Here is a 16,245-nt window from a genome sequence, read left to right as displayed (position 1 = left end):
GGGTAACGTTGGGGCCCATTCAGAGCTTCATGGACGGCTGTATCCTCATTCCCCGTAATTGCCTGAAGCCCCCTCCCTTCGCGAACCGAAACGTTGTCGCAGGCCACTGAAGGGAGAGGGCCGGGAGAGATACCTGGTTACCTCATCATCTCGAAGTTACGGTCGTCACAGGTCTCATCACGGATGTCGATGAACTTGTTGCAGATGGCGGTCAGCATGTTGATGGCGCCCTGATAGCCTATGAGCGGCGCACGGTGCAGGTTCACGCGATCGAAGATCGGGAAGCCGAAGCGGAACAGCGGCACCTTGGCATCGCGGGCCATGAACTTGCCGTGGGTGTCGCCGATGACGGCGTCAACCGGATCGGTCATGAGGAGGCTCCTCATGTGCCAGAGGTCCTTGTTGATGTAGATCTTGCACCCGGCGCCGTAGGGGGAGCCGTCGAGGAGCGCCTGCAGCTCTTTTTCGAGCTTCTTAGTCCCCTTGCTGCAGAGGATGTGGTACGGACGCGCACCCATCTCCAGGAGGAAGGTGACGTACCCGGTCAGGTAGTCGGGGTCGCCGTAAAGGGCGAACTTCTTGCCGTGGATGTACTGGTGCGCGTCAGTCATGGCGTCGACGGCGCGCCCCCTCTCCGCCTTCAGGGATTCGGGGATCGGCTTGCCGAATTCCTTGGCGAGGGTCATCAGGAACTGGTCTGTCTTCTCGACGCCGAACGGGGTCGGCATGGAGATGTGCTTGCCGGAGAAGTTGTCCTTGATCCAGTTGAAGGTCTTGGCGCTCGCGTAGGGGGCGACGGTCAGGGTCACCTTCCCGTTGATGGAGTCGGCCGCGTCCTCGAGCGGCGTGCCGCCCGGGTATGCGCGATAGGTGCCGTCGAGCGGGGAATCGAAGGATTCGGAGATGTCGGCAAGAAGCGTGTACGGGATGCCGATCTCCTTAAGGATCCTCTTGTACTCGCGGTAGTTGCCGGTGTTGGCGTCGAACCCGGCGATGAGGTTCAACTTGCCGGTGCAGCGCCCCTCGATCTTCTTACCCTCGGTGAGGGTCTGCAGGATGGAAAGGAGCATGGCATCGTAGCCGTGAACGTGCGAGCCGTTGAAGCTCGGGGTGTTTGCGTAGGGGAGCGGGTAGTGCTGCGGCACGATTCCCTTGTTCCTCGCGTTCTTGATGAACGCGGTCAGGTCGTCGCCGATGACCTCCGGCATGCACGAGGTGAAGATCGCCATCATCTTCGGCTTATAGATGGTGTAGGCGTTTTCCAGCCCTTCGTGCAGGTTGTTCTGCCCCCCGAACACCGCGCCGTCCTCAGTCATGGAATCGGACACGGCCGGCGCCGGCTCGCGGAAGTGACGGTTGAAAGTGGAGCGGTAATAGGAGGCGCACCCCTGGGAGCCGTGCACGAAGGGGAGCGTCCCTTCGAAACCGTGCGCGGCAAGCTCCGCACCCAGCGGCTGACAGGCGTGGGCCGGGTTGATCACCAGCGCCTGGCGGGCGAAGTTCTTCTCCTTGTACTCCTCGCTATTGATCCACTCGGAAACCCGCGTCACTTCCTCTTCGGGTATCTCGGTGACATATTTCACGGCAGCTTCTGCAGTCATAGTATTGCTCCTTTCGGCCGGAGACTAATCCGTCACACGGCGGAAGTAAAAACAGGGTTGAGGTTCGGGACGCACTAGAAAGGCGCGTTGACGAGCTTCCAGGTCGGGCTGTTCACCGCCATGTCGATGTCGCGGGCGAAGATCGGGAAGCCGTTGTAGGCATGGTACGGGCCTGAGTAGTCCCAGGAGTGCATCTGGCGGAACGGGATGCCCATCTTCTGGAACAGGTACTTCTCCTTGATGCCGGAGCCGACCAGGTCGGGGCGCAGCTCGTTTACGAACTGCTCGAGTTCGTGTTCGGAGGCGTCGTCGTAGATGACGGTCGCCTCGGGCATCTCGGGGGAGGTCCTCTCGTAGTCGTCGCCGTGGGCGAACTCGTAACCGGAGCCGACCACGGTCATGCCGAGGTCCGCGTAGGCGTTCACGGTGTGGCGGGGGCGCAGGCCGCCGACGTAGAGCATTACCGTCTTACCTTCCAGGCGCGGCCGGTACTCGTCGATGACCGCCTGCATGATCGGATCGTACTTGGCGATCACCGCCTCCACCCTCTCCTTGATGTAGTCGTCGAAGTACTCGGCGATCTTTCTCAGGCTCTCGCGGATCTTGGTCGGGCCGAAGAAGTTGAACTCGACCCAGGGGATGCCGTACTTCTCTTCCATGACGCGGCACATGTAGTTCATGGAGCGGTAGCAGTGGATCAGGTTCAGCTTCACCGTGTGGGTCGCCGCGATCTTTTCGAGTTCGCCGTCACCAGTCCACACCGCCTTGACGTTGAGCCCTATTTCCTCAAGCAGAGGTTTAACGCTCCAGACGTCGCCGCCGATGTTGTAGTCGCCGATCAGGGCGATGTCGTACGGGCTCGCCGGCTCGCGGAACTCGCGGGTGCCGATGATGTGGTCGCGGATGGTGTCGTTGGAGATGTGGTGGCCAAGCGACTGGGACACGCCGCGGAACCCCTCGCAGTTGCAGGGGATGACCGGGATGTCGAGATCCTTCGAGGCAGTCTTCGCCACCGAGTTGATGTCGTCACCGATGAGGCCTACCGGGCACTCGGAGAGGACCGAGATCCCCTTGGCGAGCGGGAAGAGCTCGTGGGCTTCCTCGAGAAGGGTCCTGAGCTTCTTGTCGCCGCCGTAGACGATGTCCTTCTCCTGGAAGTCGGAGGTGAACTGCATGGCGAACTGGGAGACGCCGTTCACGCCGGTGACGAGGTTTCTGCGCGTTCCCCAGGAGTACCAGCCGCAGCCGACCGGGCCGTGCGAGACGTGCACCATGTCTCGGATCGGGCCCCAGACGACCCCCTTGGCGCCGGCATAGGCGCAGCCACGGGCGCTCATGATGCCGGGGACCGTCTTGCGGTTGCTCTTGACGCACGCCCCCTCCCCCGCGTTCGGGGCCAAGTGCGGCGCCCTCTTCTTCTTCGCCTTATCGGGATAGATCTCCATGGCGGCGTCGATCATCGCCTGCGTCGACTCCATGGTGATGCCGTCTAACTTCTTCTTTGTTTCCTCAGACATATCTGGCTCCTTTTAAGGGGCGGCGCCGGCCGCCCCCTCCCGAATTAGACCGCTGCCGCCTCGGCCACGCCCACGATGCTCTCGTCCTCGGCCTCCATGATGCCGAACTCCATGAGGAGGTCTTCCAACTCCTCCATCTCGAGCGGGGTCGGGACCACCAGCATCTTGTTGTCCGCGATCTTCTGGGCAAGGGTGCGGTACTCGTTGGCCTGCGGGTGATCCGGGGAATACTCGATGACGGTCATCCTGCGCAGTTCAGCGCGCTGCACCTGGTTGTCGCGGGGAACGAAGTGGATCATCTGGGTGCCAAGCTTCTTGGCCAGGGCGTCGATCAGCTCGTACTCCTTGTCCGTCTTTCTCGCGTTGCAGATCAGTCCGGCGAGCCTCACCTTGCCGGAGGAGGCGTATTTCAGGATCCCCTTGGCGATGTTGTTGGCGGCGTACATGGCCATCATCTCGCCGGAGCAGACGATGTAGATCTCTTCCGCCTTCCCTTCGCGGATCGGCATCGCGAACCCGCCGCAGACGACGTCGCCCAGAACGTCGTAGAACACGAAGTCGAGGTCCGGAGTGTAGGCCCCGTTCTCCTCGAGGAAGTTGATGGCGGTGATGACGCCGCGCCCTGCACAGCCGACACCCGGCTCCGGCCCGCCGGACTCGACACATTTCACGTCGCCGTAGCCGACCTTCATCACGTCCTCAAGCTCCAGATCCTCCACCGTGCCGAGCTCACGCACGAGGTCCATGACGGTGGACTGCGCCTTCGCGTGCAGGATCAGGCGGGTCGAGTCCGCCTTGGGATCGCAGCCTACGATCATTACCTTCTTGCCGATGGAGGCGAGGCCTGCCACGGTGTTCTGGGTGGTAGTGGATTTGCCGATGCCGCCCTTGCCGTAAATCGCGATCTGTCTCATGTCTTCCTCTCCTTTTGTTTGCCCCGCCGACCGCCGCCGCCCTCAGGCTGGAGCGCTTAGTCACCGTCGCCGGCCTATCCGGCGAACATGGCACCTGGCATGCTCCTTTCGGGGCGGGTTGCGGTGCAGGGCTCGTTTGATTTGCGGGGGCCTAAATAAAAAAGGCGCTCCGTTACTGCTAACGTGGGCGCCTTTGCCAAAACTCTCGACGGGATACGACGTCGTATCCTTTATTCGGTTGTTGTCTTACTCTTAGCAGCTATCGTGCCAAGCTCTAACCATCAGTTGTTACATGGTTTTACTGATTGCCTTGTGCTTCTTCTGCTGACTTCGAAGTTGTATACCAGGGCAGCTGCCTAACTATTGTGCACCCTTCGGTGGCGACTTCTCGGACTTCTCGGACTTCTCGGACTTCTCGGACTTCTCGGACTTCTCGGACTGCTGTAAGTGGGGGCTGCTCCTACGAAGCGAGGCATAAGCACCGGGCGTTCCCCCCTTTGCGAAGGGGGGACAGGGGGGATTTGCCTTGGTCCGACCTTGCAAGCAGTCACGCCGCCAGTGAGACGGCGCGCCCCTCGTGCAGCTTCAACAGGTCCCGGGGGGCCAGGGGGCCCTTGATGCGCTGCGCAGTGCTGCGCACCTGTTCCATGAGTTCCTGCGCCTCCTCCCTAGAAATCGGGACGCCGATCTGGCGGTAACTCTCCACGATCCCGTTCGTGCCGGAATGTTTCCCGGCGACGATGTACCGCGTGAGCCCCACCTCCTCTGGTGCGAAGAGCTCGTAGTTTCGGGGATCCTTCAAAACCCCGTCCGCGTGCAGCCCGGATTCGTGCGCAAACACCTTCTCCCCCACCACCGCTTTCCAAGCCGGGACCTCACGGTTCGAGGCGCGCCCGACGAGCCGCGAGACGCCACGAAAGCGTCTCGTGTCGATACCGACGTCTATGCCGCAGGCGACTTTAAGCGCCATCACCACCTCCTCTAAAGCGGCATTCCCCGCCCGCTCTCCGAGACCGTTCACCGTGGTGCTGATGCTGCGCGCCCCCCCCCTAACTCCGGCCAGGGCGTTCGCGGTGGCAAGCCCCAGATCGTTGTGGGTGTGCACCTCGATCTCCAGCTCCGGCACCGCCGCCGTGAGCCGCGCAACCTTCTCGTACATCCCGAACGGTTCCAGGACGCCGAGGGTGTCGCAAAAGCGGAATCGGTCGGCGCCGTGCGCACGGGCGATGGAGAGAAGCTCGATCAGGAAATCACCGTCGGCGCGGCTTGCATCCTCTCCTCCCACGCAGACGTAGAGCCCCTTTCCTTTGGCGAAATCTAGAGCCCGCTTCAACTGCTCCTTCACCCACGCCCTGGATTTGTTGATCTTGTGCTCGATCATGATGTCCGAGACGGAAAGGGAGATGTCGACGGCTTCGACACCGCAGGCAATGCTCGCCTCGATGTCCGGGATCACAGCACGGTTCCAGGTGATGAGACGCGCCGACAGCCCCAGTTCTACGAGCGCCCTGATCGACGCCCTCTCTTCTTCCCCCATTGCAGGAATGCCGCATTCCAGTTCGTGGACCCCCATGGCGTCCAGATGCCGGGCGATGGCAATCTTCTCGCGAGCGCTGAACACAACACCCGCGGTCTGCTCGCCGTCGCGCAGTGTAGTGTCGCCGATACGTACCTTCACTTCCTCACCCATGTCGCCTCCTTCCGGGGAACATGCGCCCCCTTGTTAAAGCGTGACGGGCGCCGTTGCCCGGAAGCTGCTTCACCCGCAGCCTGAGCAAGCCTTCAGCAGGAGCTGTGCCAGACGAACGCGAGACTTCGGTATACGGACTCAGACAACTTTGTAAGCAACAGAAAGTACAAGATTTTTCGTAGGATCGCAGTTGTACCACTTGGAACACTAGGTCTTGGCGGGAACTGACCTCGCATTATGCGGCGCGCTTAAAATAGCGGCACAATGGGTCGTCCAGCGACAGAAGCGCTCCTTGATTAGGAGGGAGTTTGGTCACAGAAGTACTCTCTTTGAACTTTTTCGTTGTTCCACATTAACCCAAGTGTTATCATCCGGCCAGCCATACCACATCTAAATATTGCGGTTTTCAATTGTCCAGAACGGAGGCATATGCCATGGCTTTGAAAGACGTGCGGATACTCATCGTTGACGATGAATCCTTTTTCCGTGATTCACTGCGGGAGACGCTCGAGAGAATCGGCTTCACAGTGGTTGGGGAGGCGGTAGATGGCAGACAGGCGGTGCGACAATACCTCACCCACCGACCGCACATCACCATCATGGACGTCTACATGCCTGAGAAAAACGGCATCGACGCCACGCGTGAGATCATCGCCATCGACCGGGGTGCGAATGTCCTGACAAGCAGCGCATCCGACTGCGCCAGCGACACCCAGGCCGTGTTAAAGGTTGGCGCGAAGGGTGTTCTAAAGAAACCGTTTGAAGCGAGAGAAATCTACGACACCATCAAGACCGTGCTGTGCGGCCGATAACATCTTGCAGCAAAGCGGAGACCGGAGATGAAAACAGTCCTTGCCATTCTTATACTCACCATGACGGCAGGCGCCGGCCTCGCAGCCGGACCAAGCACAAGCTCCCTACCGGTTAAGTACATCACCCTCGAGGGTCTCGCACAGAGCCTCCCGTCCACTCCCATCGTCGCCGGTTTCGACATCGACGACACCGTGCTCTTTTCCACCCCTGCCTACTACTACGGGGCCAACAACGGGGAAGGTCCCGGCGGGACGAACCGCTACGGCTCCGATTATCTTGCGAACCCGCAATTCCGCAAGGACCTGAACCAGGACCTGGACAAGTTCAGCATGAAGAAGAAAGCCGGTGATGAGCTGATCGCCATGCACAAGCGTCGCGGTGACACCATCGTTTTCATCACCAAGCGTAACTGTTATGACGACGATGCGGAGGTGATCCGGAAGCGCCTTAACAGGCTGTTCGCGCTCAGCTCGCAAGTCTTTTGCACCAACGAGCAGTCAAAAACTCCGTACCTGGAGAAAACCGGAGCGAGGATCTATTACGGGGATGCCGACACCGACATCGAATATTCGATGCAGGTCAAAGGCGACAAGGTAAGACCGATCAGGGTAGAGAGGAGCAGGATGTCGACCAACAAGGGGGGATACCACCCGGGGAAATACGGCGAGGAGATCCTTGCCGATTCCGAGAACTAGGCAAAGTGGGGTTAGGACTCAGTTAGCCAGCATAGGGTGACAAATCAGACACTGCTCTTTCGGCGGGTGGTTTCTTGGCAGCGGCCTCATGCTTTGGCCATGACAGGTGGCGCAGAGAGCCTCGGTTTTTGGCTGTCCCTGCCCACCCTTTACCGCCAGGTAAAGCGGTTTATGCCGCTCGTCCCGCGGGACGGCTTTTCCCTTACCTTTACCGACCCCAATGGACAGGACGGCGACCAGCCCCAAACAAGCCGCCACCATGAACCAATCTCTTCCAGTCAACTTCAACTCCACTCTCCCGCCTTCGTCTGGATGGCGCGTTTCTTCTAGTACCAGTCCCCTCAGGTGCGCCCGGGAACCATCTTCGCCAAAAAGGTCCTGATCCTTTTCGCGTTGGTCCCGACATCGCTGATGCCGACCCTGGAAACGGAGCGGACGTCGAGCAGGCAACGGTCGCCGGCCGGTACGATCCTTATCGCGACATCGTCCTTGAACCCGAACCAGCGCGTCGTGTCGGTTGCCTCGATGATCCACTCCGCCGGACGCTCGGCCACCACGGTCCACTTCAACTCCCGCGCGATCAAAAGCGCCCTTTTGTAGGCCTCGTCCGCAGGCATCGACAGCACCACGGTCTTAAGATCGGGATAGGCCTTCAACTGCTGCGTCGCTACGTCGATTCCCCCATACCGGACCCCAGCGCCACGCGCGCTGCTGATGGCCACGAAATGAGGCGGGTTGCTGAGATCGGTGCTGATGTCGTGGATGCGCGGGTAGCTTTGCGCCTGGAAATTCCAGTAAAGCGGAATGGCGAAGGCGAACAACGCCACGATGAGGGCCAGCAGGGAGATGAAGATCCCCTTGAAGTGCCGCCGCCGGACCGACACGACGGAGGACGCCAGGGCGAGCACGGCGCAGCCGAAACCGATGTAGCCGGCGGCTTTTATCATGGCGAACCCGGTCCTGAAGTTCCACAGGTTCAGCCTTGCGCCAGGGCCGGACGTGAATAGCAGCAAGAAGGCGCAGGCGGCGCATGCAGCGGCGAAAAAAGGCAGAATCAGACTTGTTCCGGCGGCTGATGAAGGTTTCTTCTCTTCCATACACCCTCCATTCGGGACGTCACCCCGAGTCCACCAAGACGTTACACCGGCACCCTGAGCCGAGGACCCGTCAGGAGACGATACCGGCGACCACGCCGGCACCGTTGGGAAGCTCGATGGGCAGGCGGCGCACGCCCTTCGCTCCAGCCGACTCGAGCATACCGAAGAGTTCGCTCTCGCTGTAGGATTGCCCGTCCGGGGTGCCGAGCAGCATGTTCAGTGAGAACAGTGCAGGGAAAACCGGGGCGTCCCTCGTATCGTCGAGGATAAACTCCTGAACCAGGATCATCCCTCCCGGTTCAAGCGCCGCGACCGCCTTTTTCAGCACGCTCTGGCAGGCTTCGGGACCGATGCCGTGCAGCACATGGGAAAGCCAGGCGACGTCAAACCCGCCGGGCAGGTCGTCCTGCTCGAAATCGACGGCGATGAAGCCGATGCGCTCGGAAAGGTCGAAGCGGGCGACGGTCTGCTCTGCGAAACCGCGCGTGGTCGGAAGATCGCAGATGACCGCGTCAAGTCCCGGGTTTTGCCTGCAGAAATGTATCGCGTAGGTGCCGGGGCCGCCGCCCAGATCCATGAGGCGCCTGCGCCCGGTGAGATCGATCTGCGGCACGATCTTCGGGGCGATCATCTGGGCCAAGTTGAACATCCCCATGAGGAAGCTTTCCCTCGCGTTCTCGGCGTCCTCGTGGGAGGCGCGTTCCCGCACGGGATGGCCGGTCTGAACGGCTTCGTCAAGCCTGCTCCACCCGTTAACCAGGTGATGGTGATGCATGATGATGTGCCCGAGGTAATCGGGTGAGGTGCGGGACAGGAATTTTGCCGCGAAGGGGGTGGCGAGATACTCCCCTCCCCTCTTTTCGATAAGCCCCAGTGCCGCCAGGGCATCGAGCAGCATGGCGAGACCGCGGCCGTCGCATCCGATCTCTTCAGCAAGCCGGAGAGCGGATGACGGCGCAGCGGATAAGGGCGTGAAGACGTTCAGTTTCACACCGGCGTGAAGGGTACAGGTACTCCAGTAGCTACCGGAAGTCTCAAGCAGTGTCGCGGGCGACCATTCTTTCTTTTCCACACTCCCCCCTGAAGAGCCAAGGTCGTCTTCGTAGGTGCCAAGACGACCATCGTGCTGAAATCATTGAACCCGGCAAGTCTACCCGGCTGCGACATCAGCGTCAAGCAAAGCCGCCCCGGGATTTCTTCCGACGTGCCCATCGCGAAAAAACAAAAAAGCCCCGGGAGGACCCGGGGCTTTTTTAAAGGGAGAAGCAAAGTTGGCTTACGCTTCGTCGAAGAGCGCGGTGGAGAGGTAACGCTCGGCGAGGTCGGGAAGGATCACCACGATGGTCTTTCCGGCGAACTCGTCCAGGTTGGCGAGGCGAACGGCGGCTGCCGCTGCGGCACCGCTGGAGATCCCGACCAGGAGCCCCTCTTCCTTGGTGAGTCGCTTGGCGAATTCGATCGCCTCGTTGCTCTCGACCTGCTCTACGCGGTCGATCAGCGAGAGATCGAGTGTGTCGGGGATGAAGCCGGCACCAATCCCCTGGATCTTGTGCGGGCCGGGACGCAGTTCCTGACCGGCTAGTTTCTGCGTGATCACCGCGCTCTCCTTAGGCTCGACCGCCACGGCGACGACGTTCTTACCCTTGGTGTGCTTAAGGTAGCGCGTGATGCCGGAAATGGTGCCGCCGGTGCCTACGCCGGAGACGATGACGTCGACGGCACCGTCGGTATCGGCCCAGATCTCGGGACCGGTCGTTTTCTCGTGAATGGCCGGGTTGGCCGGGTTCTTGAACTGCTGCGGCAGGAAGTAACGCGCCGGATCGGAGGCCACAATCTCCTCTGCCTTGGCGATGGCCCCCTTCATCCCGGCGGAACCGGGGGTAAGGATGAGGTTCACCCCGAGTGCCGCCAGTACCCTGCGGCGCTCGATGCTCATGGTTTCGGGCATGGTGAGGGTCAGCTTGTAGCCGCGGGCAGCGGCGACGTACGCCAGCGCGATGCCGGTGTTTCCGCTGGTCGGCTCCACGATCTCGACGCCGGGCTTGAGCACGCCACGTTCCTCGGCATCCCAGATCATGTTGGCGCCGATGCGGCACTTGACCGAGTAGGCGGGATTGCGCCCCTCGACCTTGGCCAGAACGGTTGCCTTGGCCCCCTTGGTCACATGGTTCAGACGCACAAGCGGCGTGTTACCGATGGATTGGGAGTTATCCAGATAGATACGTGACATGGCGGTTGCTCTCCTTTTTGTTTGGATCCCGGCGCACGGTGCCGGACGCATGGGTTTCTTGCAGGCGTTTGTATTTTTATATTTAACCTGCAACGTTGTCAACTATTTTATTTTTATTCTTGATAGACAGACTGTACTTTGATCAAGGGTGCCGTTATATCTGATAATCATTGACAAAAAAACGAACATTGCGCGGACGGGCGAAGACCTGCTCCCCCACCTGCAAGGCCAGTCGCTCCGCCGCATCACGGGAGAGATCGACCTCGAGCTGCTCGCCTCCGGCATGCAGCAGGTCGACCCGCACCAGAGGCCCCACCCGCAGTACGCCACGCACCTGGGCCGTGATCGCATCACTACCGCTACCGTGGCGTGAGATGTCGATATCGTGCGAGCGCACGTAGCCGACCGCGGGGCCATCTGCACCGGCGATGGAACCGGAGGTGGCAAGCTGCACCCCGCCCAGTTGAGCCACGCCGTTGTCGATACGGCCGTGGAACAGATTGACTTTGCCGAGGAAATCGAAGACGAAGGGGTTCGCCGGGTGGTCGTAGACCTCACTCGGCGCCCCCTCCTGCTCGACCTTGCCCCGGTTCATCACCACGATCCGGTCGGCGACTTCGAGCGCCTCCTCCTGGTCGTGGGTCACGAAGACGCTCGTGACATGGATCTCGTCGTGCAGTTGCCGCAGCCAGCGGCGCAGTTCCTGGCGCACCTTCGCATCAAGGGCGCCGAACGGTTCATCGAGCAGAAGCACCTGAGGCTCCACGGCAAGCGCACGAGCCAGGGCGACCCGCTGCCTCTGTCCCCCGGAGAGCTGCGACGGGTAGCGGTCCCCCAGATGCTCCATCTGGATGAGTTTCAGCAGTTCGAAGACCTTGCTCCGGATCGCCTCCTTGCCCGGCCGGGTCCTTTTATGTTTCACCGAGAGCCCGAAGGCGACGTTGTCGAACACGTTCATATGCCTGAAAAGGGCGTAATGTTGGAAGACGAAGCCGACTTTGCGGTGCCGAGGGGAGTGCAGGCTCGCGTCCTCCCCGTTGAGAAGGACCCGCCCCTCGTCGACGCTCTCCAGCCCGGCGATGATGCGCAGCAGCGTCGTCTTCCCCGACCCTGAGGGACCGAGGAGGGCGACCAGCTCCCCGGAGGGTACCGAGAGGCTGACGTCGTCCAATGCGGCGAACGTGCCGAAACGTTTGCTTACCTTTTCTATTTCGATGCTCATCTTTTCTCCTTTCATGCCACGGTTTTCTGCAGCTGGCGCATCTTCCACTCGGTGAAAGTCTTGAGCGCCAGGGAAACCAGCGCGAGCAGCGCAAGCAGCGAGGCCACCGCGAAGGCGGCGACGAAATTGTACTCGTTGTAAAGGATCTCCACCTGCAGCGGAACGGTGTTGGTCGCGCCGCGCACGTGCCCTGAGACGACGGAGACCGCACCGAACTCACCCATTGCCCGCGCGTTGCAGAGGATCACCCCGTACAGAAGTCCCCACTTGACGTTGGGCAGGGTGACCCGGAAGAAAGTTTGCAGCCCCCCCGCCCCGAGGGTGAGCGCGGCCTCCTCTTCTTCGCGCCCCTGCGACTCCATGAGCGGAATCAGCTCCCGCGCCACGAAGGGAAAGGTGACGAACACAGTGGCGAGCACGATGCCGGGCACGGCGAAGATGATCTTGATGTCGTGCGCCTGGAGCCAAGGGCCCAGCCACCCCTGCAACCCGAAGACGAGGACGTAGACCAGCCCGGACACCACAGGAGAGACCGAGAACGGAAGATCGATCAGGGTCACGAGCAGGCTTTTGCCCGGAAAGGTGAACTTCGCGGTGCACCAGGAGGCAACGATGCCGAAAAACAGGTTGAACGGCACGCAGAGGACCGCCGTGACAAGGGTGAGCCTCATCGCGGACAGCGCATCAGGTTCGAGAAGCGCCGCACGGTACTCCTGCCACCCCTTCGAGAGCGCTTCAGAAAAAAGGGCTCCGAGAGGTAACAGCAGAAATAGAGCGAGAAAGAGCACAGTGGCGCCGACCAGGAGCAGCCGGACGCCGAGGGGCTCGGCGAGAGCCGCCATTCTTTGGACGCGGAAGGCGCTCGGATAACGGGAACTGTTCATGTCATTGCTCCGCATAGCGCCTGCTCCATTTCTGCAGCAGGTTCAGTACCAGAAGCAGCATAAAGGAGACCAGCAGCATCACCACGGCTACCGCCGTTGCGCCTGCGTAATCGTACTGCTCCAGTTTGGTGATGATCAGCAGCGGCGTGATCTCGGACACCATTGGCATATTCCCTGCAATGAAGACGATGGAGCCGTACTCGCCCACCGCACGCGCGAAAGCCAGGGTGAAGCCGGTGAGGACCGCGGGAAACATCAGAGGGAATACGACCCTCGTGAAGATCTGCCACCGGTTCCCGCCGAGGCACGCCGCCGCCTCCTCCACCTCGCGATCGAACTCCTCCAGCACCGGCTGTACGGTCCGCACCACGAAGGGGAGACCTATGAACACCATGGCCAACCAGATGCCCACCGGCGTGAAGGCAACCTTGATGCCCAGCGGTTCCAGCACATTTCCAAGCCAGCCGTTGGAGGCGAAGATGCCGGCCAGGGTGATGCCCGCAACCGCGGTCGGAAGTGCGAAGGGAAGATCGACGAGTGCATCGAGGATCCTCCTTCCGGGAAACCGGTAGCGGACCAGGGCCCAAGCGACGATGACGCCGAAAAAGGCGTTGGTCAAGGCCGCGAGGAGTGCGGCACCGAAGGTGACACGGTAGGAGGCCAACACGCGCGGGGCGGCTACGGCGCCTACAAATTCGTCCCACGTCAGGGTGGCCGCCTTGAAAAACAGGGTGGACAGCGGGACGAGAACGACCACGAGCAAGCAGAGGAGCGTGTACCCCATGGTGGGGGCGAAGCCGGGCAGGTTTCCCCACCCGGCGGCGTGACTTTTCTTCAAACTTCTTGCCATGACATCACCTGCCCGGCCGGTAGATCTGGTCGAAGGTTCCGCCGTCGGCAAAATGCGTCTTCTGGGCCCTGGTCCACCCGCCGAAGGTCTGATCTACCGTCACGAGCCTGAGCTTGGGAAATAACTTCGCGTATTTGGCTGCCACCTTGCGGTCCGAGGGGCGGTAGTAGTTCTGTGCCGCGATTTCCTGACCTTCCTGCGAATACAGGTATTTCAGATACTCCTGTGCGACAGCGCGGGTTCCTTTGCGGTCGACAACCCTGTCCACCAGGGCGACAGGCGGTTCCGCCAGGATGCTGAGCGAAGGAACCACGATCTCGAACCGATCTTTGCCCAGCTCGTTCACAGCAAGAAAGGCCTCGTTTTCCCAGGCGATAAGGACGTCACCCTGCCCGCGCTGCACGAAGGTGGTGGTAGCCCCTCGGGCACCTGAATCAAGCACGGGAACGTTGCGGAAGAGCTTGCCGACGAACTCGCGGGCCGAAGCCTCGTTGCCCCCTTTCTGTTTCAGGGCATAGGCCCACGCGGCGAGGTAATTCCACCTCGCGCCGCCGGAGGTCTTCGGGTTTGGTGTGATGACGCTTACCCCCGGGCGCACCAGATCGTTCCAATCCCTGATCTGCTTCGGGTTACCCTTGCGGACCAGGAAGACGATGGTGGAGCTGTAAGGGGAGCTGTTTTTAGGCAGGCGTTTCTGCCAGTCCTTCGGGATGAGCTTCGCCTTGTTGTGAATCTCGTCCACGTCGTAGGCAAGGGCGAGCGTGACCACGTCGGCGTCAAGGCCGTCGATGACCGCCCTCGCCTGCTTCCCCGACCCGCCGTGCGACTGTTTCACGGTGACATCCTGGCCGGTCTTCTGTTTCCAGTGCCGGGCGAAGGCCTTGTTGTAATCCTGGTAAAGCTCCCGGGTCGGATCGTAAGAAACGTTGAGCAGTTCGGTGGCGGCGAAGACCTGGGACGCGTGAAAGAGCGTTACGACCAGAAACAGCGAGATAATACGGTACATTTACTCCCTCCTTTTGGGCGGCCGCAGCACCTATCCAGTGCAAAGCGGCTCGCGGGTTGATGAAAATTACATGACAATGACGAGAGATGGTTGCGGCGCGCCCGACACTATCTACTCTACCAAACAAGTGGACATATGCTTAACATTACCCGAATTTATTAGTCAAGTTATTTTGTAATAAAAGTAGATATATTGCAGCACTAAATACTCAACAAACACATCTAAAACCGTACGATAACAGCGAGATAGGCCAGTCACTGCACCACTTAATAAAATCACCATTGGTATATGGTTTAGTTGATCTCGCAGGGTATTTCATCCAAATGGTTTCCACACCTGTACGCCGTAGTTATCAAATAAATTTCTTGACAAAACGAGTAACTAAAACTACCCTCGCACAACCTTTGCGCCGAGTAGTGGTTTAGCCGGTGTCATTTAGATTGGATGAAGGAGTGACCGTGGGAGTAGTTGACGGCAAATTGAGGCTTGATACGAAGCTGATTCATGGCGGGACAAGCCGGGACGCTTCCGGCGCCACCAAGACGCCGATCGTTCAGGCGTCGGCCTTCGCCTACCAGACCGCCGAGGAACTGGAAGACGTCTTCAGGGGAAGAGCGGTCGGGCAGGTATACACGAGAATCGGCAACCCGACGCTGGATAGCCTGGAAAAGCGCCTCGCCGCGGTGGAAGACGGCATCGCCGCCGTCATCACCTCCTCGGGGATGTCGGCCATCACCACCGCGGTAATGGCCGTGGTCCGCAGCGGCGACGAGATCCTTTCTTCCTCGTCGCTCTTCGGCGGCACCTACTCACTGTTCCACGACACCCTCGCCAACTACGGCATCACCACGCGCTTTTTCGACCCTGTCGACCTGTGGGCGCTGGAGGCGGGAATCAGCGAGCGGACGAGACTCATCTTCGTGGAGACCATAGGCAACCCGAAGATGGACGTGCCCGACATAGCGGCGTTCTCTGCGGTGGCGAAGAAGCACGGCATCCCGCTCATGGTGGACGCGACCGTCTCGACGCCCTACCTTGCGCGCATGCGCGAGCTCGGCGCCAACATCATCGTCCACTCGACCAGCAAGTACATTAACGGCACGGCGAACTCCATCGGAGGGGCGATCGTCGATGCCGGCAGCTTCAACTGGAACAGCGCCCTCTTCCCGCATTTCGAGCCCTTTTACAAGAAGTATCGCAACTTCGCCTTCACGGCCCGGGTGAGAAAGCTGATCCACAAGGACTTCGGGGCATGCGCCGCGCCACTCAACGCCTTTCTCTCCGGTGAGGGACTCGAGACGCTGGCGCTCAGGATGGAGCGTCACTGCTCCAACGCCATGAAGCTTGCAGCCTTTCTGCATGCGCACCCGAAGGTCGCCTGGGTGAACTACCCGGGGCTTGCCGATTCGCCGTTCCACAACGTTGCGAGACGCCAGTTCAATGGGCGCTTCGGCGGGCTCCTCACCTTCGGCCTTGCCGACCGGGCAGCCGCCTTTCGGTTCATCAACGGCCTCACGCTCGCGAAGAACCTTGCCAACATCGGGGACACGAAAACCCTCGTCATTCACCCGGCCTCCACCATCTGCGCCGATTACACGCCGGAGGTGAAGGCGCTCATGGGTGTCTCAGAAGAGCTGGTACGGGTATCGGTTGGAATCGAGGCGCCAGAGGATATCCAGGACGACTTCGCCACCGCTTTGGAACAGGTTTAACGCTGTTTTTTGCC

14 protein-coding genes are annotated in these 16,245 nt (G+C 60.5%); 3 read left to right on the top strand and 11 right to left on the bottom strand.

What is annotated here, in order from left to right:
• Positions 1 to 137 precede the first annotated feature (137 nt).
• From nifK to nifV, 4 genes are all read right to left on the bottom strand, one after another.
• Positions 138 to 1,601, bottom strand: a complete 1,464-nt coding sequence (gene nifK, locus E8L22_RS11220) for a nitrogenase molybdenum-iron protein subunit beta (RefSeq protein ID WP_136525265.1) — start codon at positions 1,599 to 1,601, stop codon at positions 138 to 140.
• A 74-nt stretch (positions 1,602 to 1,675) separates the two neighbouring features.
• Positions 1,676 to 3,118, bottom strand: coding sequence for a nitrogenase molybdenum-iron protein alpha chain (gene nifD / locus E8L22_RS11215; protein ID WP_136525264.1), 1,443 nt, complete (start codon positions 3,116 to 3,118; stop codon positions 1,676 to 1,678).
• 44 nt (positions 3,119 to 3,162) lie between these two features.
• Positions 3,163 to 4,032, bottom strand: coding sequence for a nitrogenase iron protein (nifH, locus tag E8L22_RS11210; protein ID WP_136525263.1), 870 nt, complete (start codon positions 4,030 to 4,032; stop codon positions 3,163 to 3,165).
• A gap of 547 nt (positions 4,033 to 4,579) precedes the next feature.
• Positions 4,580 to 5,722 carry a homocitrate synthase gene (gene nifV, locus E8L22_RS11205; protein WP_136525262.1) on the bottom strand — a complete coding sequence of 381 codons (1,143 nt, stop codon included), beginning with the start codon at positions 5,720 to 5,722 and terminating at the stop codon, positions 4,580 to 4,582.
• 434 nt (positions 5,723 to 6,156) lie between these two features.
• On the opposite strand from nifV, the gene E8L22_RS11200 reads away from it, so the two are divergent.
• Both E8L22_RS11200 and E8L22_RS11195 read left to right on the top strand, forming a co-directional pair.
• Positions 6,157 to 6,534, top strand: a complete 378-nt coding sequence (locus E8L22_RS11200; RefSeq protein WP_136525261.1) for a response regulator — start codon at positions 6,157 to 6,159, stop codon at positions 6,532 to 6,534.
• Positions 6,535 to 6,561: 27 nt separating this feature from the next.
• Positions 6,562 to 7,230, top strand: a complete 669-nt coding sequence (locus E8L22_RS11195) for an HAD family acid phosphatase (protein WP_136525260.1) — start codon at positions 6,562 to 6,564, stop codon at positions 7,228 to 7,230.
• Between the two features lie 341 nt (positions 7,231 to 7,571).
• Here E8L22_RS11195 and E8L22_RS11185 read toward each other — a convergent pair whose 3' ends face one another.
• The 7 genes from E8L22_RS11185 to E8L22_RS11155 all read right to left on the bottom strand — a co-directional run bounded on the left by E8L22_RS11185 (position 7,572) and on the right by E8L22_RS11155 (position 14,519).
• Complete coding sequence (locus tag E8L22_RS11185; protein WP_136525258.1) at positions 7,572 to 8,327, bottom strand: DUF1499 domain-containing protein; 756 nt, start codon at positions 8,325 to 8,327, stop codon at positions 7,572 to 7,574.
• A 70-nt stretch (positions 8,328 to 8,397) separates the two neighbouring features.
• Positions 8,398 to 9,399 carry a methyltransferase gene (locus tag E8L22_RS11180; RefSeq protein WP_136525257.1) on the bottom strand — a complete coding sequence of 334 codons (1,002 nt, stop codon included), beginning with the start codon at positions 9,397 to 9,399 and terminating at the stop codon, positions 8,398 to 8,400.
• A gap of 204 nt (positions 9,400 to 9,603) precedes the next feature.
• Positions 9,604 to 10,557 (bottom strand): cysteine synthase A, encoded by a 954-nt coding sequence (gene cysK, locus E8L22_RS11175; protein ID WP_136525256.1) that lies wholly within the window; start codon positions 10,555 to 10,557, stop codon positions 9,604 to 9,606.
• A 154-nt stretch (positions 10,558 to 10,711) separates the two neighbouring features.
• The gene (locus E8L22_RS11170) at positions 10,712 to 11,779 is read right to left on the bottom strand and encodes a sulfate/molybdate ABC transporter ATP-binding protein (protein WP_136525255.1); all 1,068 of its coding nucleotides are present in this window, start codon (positions 11,777 to 11,779) and stop codon (positions 10,712 to 10,714) included.
• An 11-nt stretch (positions 11,780 to 11,790) separates the two neighbouring features.
• A complete protein-coding gene (gene cysW, locus E8L22_RS11165; protein WP_246044622.1) occupies positions 11,791 to 12,663 on the bottom strand; it encodes a sulfate ABC transporter permease subunit CysW in 873 nt (290 codons plus the stop codon).
• 1 nt (position 12,664) lies between these two features.
• Positions 12,665 to 13,513, bottom strand: coding sequence for a sulfate ABC transporter permease subunit CysT (gene cysT, locus E8L22_RS11160; RefSeq protein ID WP_136525254.1), 849 nt, complete (start codon positions 13,511 to 13,513; stop codon positions 12,665 to 12,667).
• A gap of 4 nt (positions 13,514 to 13,517) precedes the next feature.
• Positions 13,518 to 14,519, bottom strand: a complete 1,002-nt coding sequence (locus E8L22_RS11155; RefSeq protein ID WP_136525253.1) for a sulfate ABC transporter substrate-binding protein — start codon at positions 14,517 to 14,519, stop codon at positions 13,518 to 13,520.
• Positions 14,520 to 14,977: 458 nt separating this feature from the next.
• Here E8L22_RS11155 and E8L22_RS11150 point away from each other — a divergent pair, with 458 nt between their 5' ends.
• Positions 14,978 to 16,231, top strand: a complete 1,254-nt coding sequence (locus E8L22_RS11150; protein WP_136525252.1) for an O-acetylhomoserine aminocarboxypropyltransferase/cysteine synthase family protein — start codon at positions 14,978 to 14,980, stop codon at positions 16,229 to 16,231.
• The last annotated feature ends 14 nt before the right edge of the window (positions 16,232 to 16,245 follow it).

Origin of the sequence: Geomonas ferrireducens (assembly GCF_004917065.1) — a bacterium.
GTDB classification, from domain to species: Bacteria; Desulfobacterota; Desulfuromonadia; order Geobacterales; family Geobacteraceae; genus Geomonas; species Geomonas ferrireducens.
This window is presented reverse-complemented; position numbering and strand designations above follow the sequence as displayed.

What these genes read in the sequence shown, in the direction of transcription:
- E8L22_RS11195 (WP_136525260.1), top strand. Translation starts at nt 6,562, where the DNA reads ATGAAAACAGTCCTTGCCATTCTTATACTCACCATGACGGCAGGCGCC.
- nifD (WP_136525264.1), bottom strand. Translation starts at nt 3,118, where the DNA reads ATGTCTGAGGAAACAAAGAAGAAGTTAGACGGCATCACCATGGAGTCG.
- cysW (WP_246044622.1), bottom strand. Translation starts at nt 12,663, where the DNA reads ATGAACAGTTCCCGTTATCCGAGCGCCTTCCGCGTCCAAAGAATGGCG.
- nifK (WP_136525265.1), bottom strand. Translation starts at nt 1,601, where the DNA reads ATGACTGCAGAAGCTGCCGTGAAATATGTCACCGAGATACCCGAAGAG.
- E8L22_RS11185 (WP_136525258.1), bottom strand. Translation starts at nt 8,327, where the DNA reads ATGGAAGAGAAGAAACCTTCATCAGCCGCCGGAACAAGTCTGATTCTG.
- E8L22_RS11170 (WP_136525255.1), bottom strand. Translation starts at nt 11,779, where the DNA reads ATGAGCATCGAAATAGAAAAGGTAAGCAAACGTTTCGGCACGTTCGCC.
- cysK (WP_136525256.1), bottom strand. Translation starts at nt 10,557, where the DNA reads ATGTCACGTATCTATCTGGATAACTCCCAATCCATCGGTAACACGCCG.
- E8L22_RS11155 (WP_136525253.1), bottom strand. Translation starts at nt 14,519, where the DNA reads ATGTACCGTATTATCTCGCTGTTTCTGGTCGTAACGCTCTTTCACGCG.
- cysT (WP_136525254.1), bottom strand. Translation starts at nt 13,513, where the DNA reads ATGGCAAGAAGTTTGAAGAAAAGTCACGCCGCCGGGTGGGGAAACCTG.
- nifH (WP_136525263.1), bottom strand. Translation starts at nt 4,032, where the DNA reads ATGAGACAGATCGCGATTTACGGCAAGGGCGGCATCGGCAAATCCACT.
- E8L22_RS11200 (WP_136525261.1), top strand. Translation starts at nt 6,157, where the DNA reads ATGGCTTTGAAAGACGTGCGGATACTCATCGTTGACGATGAATCCTTT.
- nifV (WP_136525262.1), bottom strand. Translation starts at nt 5,722, where the DNA reads ATGGGTGAGGAAGTGAAGGTACGTATCGGCGACACTACACTGCGCGAC.